General features: G+C 45.6%; 3 protein-coding genes. 1 reads left to right on the top strand and 2 read right to left on the bottom strand.

Going from position 1 to position 3,595, the window contains the following annotated elements; all coding sequences use genetic code 11:
- Nucleotides 1–266 precede the first annotated feature (266 nt).
- Nucleotides 267–1,517 (top strand): vWA domain-containing protein, encoded by a 1,251-nt coding sequence (locus EWV84_RS16355; protein WP_287078854.1) that lies wholly within the window; start codon nucleotides 267–269, stop codon nucleotides 1,515–1,517.
- Between the two features lie 34 nt (nucleotides 1,518–1,551).
- On the opposite strand, the gene ruvX is transcribed toward EWV84_RS16355, so the two are convergent.
- Nucleotides 1,552–2,004, bottom strand: coding sequence for a Holliday junction resolvase RuvX (gene ruvX, locus EWV84_RS16350; protein ID WP_287078853.1), 453 nt, complete (start codon nucleotides 2,002–2,004; stop codon nucleotides 1,552–1,554).
- A complete protein-coding gene (locus EWV84_RS16345) occupies nucleotides 2,004–3,245 on the bottom strand; it encodes a GNAT family N-acetyltransferase (RefSeq protein WP_287078852.1) in 1,242 nt (413 codons plus the stop codon). The genes ruvX and EWV84_RS16345 overlap by 1 nt, the downstream gene beginning before the upstream one ends.
- Nucleotides 3,246–3,595: the final 350 nt, after the last annotated feature.

Here is a 3,595-nt window from a genome sequence, read left to right as displayed (position 1 = left end):
CGAAACGAATAGGCTTTTTCCATGTCTCACATTTTAGCATATATTTGGTAAATGCGCTAGTATTTAACGGTAAAGCCGTCGTAGAACGACGGGGTTTCAGACCCAAAATTTTCGATGAACAACCGCGGGTGAGCATCGTAGATCGACAAAAATGAGATGCAGCCAGTTCTCGAACTTGTTTAACTCGATGCTGGACGGGAAAATAAGCACAAATCTAACTATACTCATTACAATATAAATATCAACGACCACGATAAAAAACTCTTATGCGGGTAACTCTAAAATCGGCCTTGAGTGACAGTCATATCGATGCTAATCAAAGCAGCAGTCAACGTCAACTGATGCTCTCGATCGCCGCCACCAGTGAACAGATCAACACAAATTTACCGATTAATCTTTGTTTAGTTCTCGATCATAGCGGTTCTATGCAGGGAAAACCCCTAGAAACGGTCAAAAAAGCGGCCTTCAGTTTAATAGAATCCCTCGGGGTTAACGATCGTCTCTCGGTAATAGCTTTCGATCATCGCGCCAAAGTTATTCTTCCCTCCCAATCGCGACAGGATGATCTGACCTCAATTCGCTCAAAAATTCAACAATTACAAGCGGGAGGAGGTACGGCGATCGATGAAGGGATAAAATTAGGTATTCAAGAAAGTTCTACCGGCAGCAAAGGTTATGTGTCTCATATTTTTCTGCTTACCGATGGTGAAAATGAACACGGAGATAATCAACGCTGTTTAAAATTAGCCGCAGTAGCGGCCGAGTACGGTATCACCTTAAATACCTTCGGTTTTGGCGATCGTTGGAATCAAGATATCCTAGAAAAAATTGCCGATATCGCCGGCGGAAGTTTATCTTATATCGAAAGACCCGAACAGGCTTTAATTGAATTTACTCGTCTATTTAACCGTTTGCAATCTGTCCGATTAACTAACGCTTTCCTGCAATTAGAATTAGATGCTCGGACTCATTTAGCGGAGTTAAAACCCATTGCCCAAGTTGCCCCAGAAACCATAGAAATGACCCTACAAAAAGAGGGCAATTTTTACATCACCCGTTTGGGTGATTTAATGATAGATGAAGAAAAAATTCTCCTCCTCAATCTCTATATTGACCAAATTCCCCCCGGTACTCACACTATAGCTCAGGTGAAGATTCGCTACGATGATCCCGCTTCCGGTCAAAAAGGGCTAGAAACTGCGACTATTAGCCTTAATATCGCATCCCAAGCTATCTATCAATCCCAATTAGACGAGCAAGTTCAGAAATCGACTCTGACTTTAGCCAAATATCGTCAAACCCAAATCGCTGAAGAAAAATTAAAACAGGGCGATCGAGCAGCCGCCGCCACCATGCTACAAACCGCGGCCAAAACCGCCTTACAATTGGGAGAAAAAAACGCCGCCACTGTCCTCCAAACTAATGCCACCCGTTTACAGGTGGGAGAAGAATTGAGCGAGGGAGATTTAAAGAAAACCCGCATTATTGCTAAAACAAGACTACAAACCGATGGTTGACATCCTCACCGTCCGTAAACGGACGGTGAGGATGTCAACGAGTTTCCCCTAAAACAACCGTATTAACTCTCCGTCGGCGATCGAGCCATTGTTGTAAAATAATCGCCGCCGCTTCCCGATCGATCGCTCCCTTATCCCAAGAGGAAAACTGTTTTTTGGCTTTTAAGAATTCTTCCGCCTCTAGGGACGTGCAACGCTCATCAATGTATTCGAGGGGCAAATCCAAGGCTATCCCTAGTTTCTGGGCGTATTTTTGCACCTGTTGGGCCTGAAATCCTAACTCTCCGGCCATGGTATAGGGCAGTCCCGCCACCAAAATCTTAATATTTCTTTCCTTGACAATTGCCTTAAACTGTGCTAGGTCGGCAACAAAAGAAGAACGGATAATCGTGGTTAAACCGGTGGCGATTAAACCTGTGCCGTCACATCCTGCCACTCCTACCCGTTTTTTACCGATATCTAAGCCTAGGGCGGCGACCCTTTCCATTACACTGGATGCCCCTGATCGGGGGGTTCCGAGGGGGGTTTAACTGGGGGAAGTTCCCCCGGACTGTCGAGGGAGTCCAAGGGGGGATTATTGGGCCATTTTAACCAAGACATCCGACTAGGGATGGGAGTGCGCGGCACCGGTTGTAAACCCTGCAGCATTTCTGCTAGGGCGGAATTTTCCGGCTTAGTTTCGCGGATTTTGTGCCATACCGAGCGCGACATCATCAGGGTGTGGGAACTGCGGATCGCTCCCAATTGTTCCAGATATTCCCGTCTTTCGTGCTGATAATCGGCAGATATCAACTCTAGCGAGCGAGGGGGATACTTGCGAGTGATCTGGGCCATCTGGATTAATAACTTAGGATAGAGCCAAGTGTAGGCGGGATGGACAATTAATTTCGCTTGATGGGGTCGCTCATCCCGATTAGATAGAATTAATTCAAAATAACCGATCGCCGCTTTTCGTTGTGGTTCAAAAACGTAACCGCGACTAATTTGCGGACTGCCGCACCAACTTTGACAGCGATAGAGCAAACTATCAACTAAATTGATTTTAAAATCCTGGATATGGCGATCAAATACCTGACGCAGTAGCGGCGGCATAGACACACAATCTAACTGATAAAGCAATTGAGCGTCAGCATTGCTCACGGGCAGTAAATTCGGTAAATCTGGCTCTTGTTTCGCCAATTCCTGTAATAATTGCGGCGGTAAAGACCAATAGGTTAATTCCGCCAAAGGCTGAAAACCGTGTTGCCGGAAAAGTGCCAAACTGTCCTTTTGATTGATATTAACCTCTAACACCCAGGTGCGCGCTTCCCAAACCGTTTCTAGACAATAACGCAGTAATTGCGCCCCGATGCCCTTGGGTTCGCTTAAAGACTCCGCTGGATGCACCCGCACCTGTTCCACCCGCCAAGTGCTGCGACTACTATTAAAAGGGGTGACTTGGATTGCCCCGCGAATTTTCCTTTCTTCTCCCCGATTGGCCATGGACTCGGCCACATAGACATGAAAACGGTGTTGGAGAGGATTAGGAAAAAGACTGAGAATTTTAAACAACCCAAACCAAGGCCGCACCTGTTGCACCTGCGTGCGGAAATTTTGGGCGCGACGATCAATATCCTCATCGAAGTCATCCAGGGTTAAAGCTTCAATGTCTTCCAAATCCCGATATTGTACGGGACGGATCGGGCGATCGCTAAAATCGTCCCCTTGGGGAACAGGAGAAGTGGTCATGGCTCTGGGGTAAATATCGTCTATGCACCTATCACTTTAGCAAATTACTTGTTAAAAGTTGGTAGAGCAGCCTAGATTCGTAAAACAGCAGGCGACACAGTCCATCTTTCCCCAGTGCTTTAAAACTTGGCAACTCTTGGTTGACTTCGATTTTTTGCCTAGGGCTGTTTCATTCTCCCATCAGAATATCAAAAGTAAAAGCGATCACTGTCTTTGTAAAATGAAAAGTGCCCGCCAACTTTTAAAATATATGTTGAGCTTAATAGAAAAACTGAAACAAGTCAAGGACTTTCGGAAAGATAAAGGAAAAAGACACCCTTTATGGATAGTATTAGTAGTAATAATACTGG

The organism is Microcystis sp. M_QC_C_20170808_M3Col (genome assembly GCF_007095505.1).
Classification (GTDB): Bacteria; Cyanobacteriota; Cyanobacteriia; order Cyanobacteriales; family Microcystaceae; genus Microcystis.
This window is presented reverse-complemented; position numbering and strand designations above follow the sequence as displayed.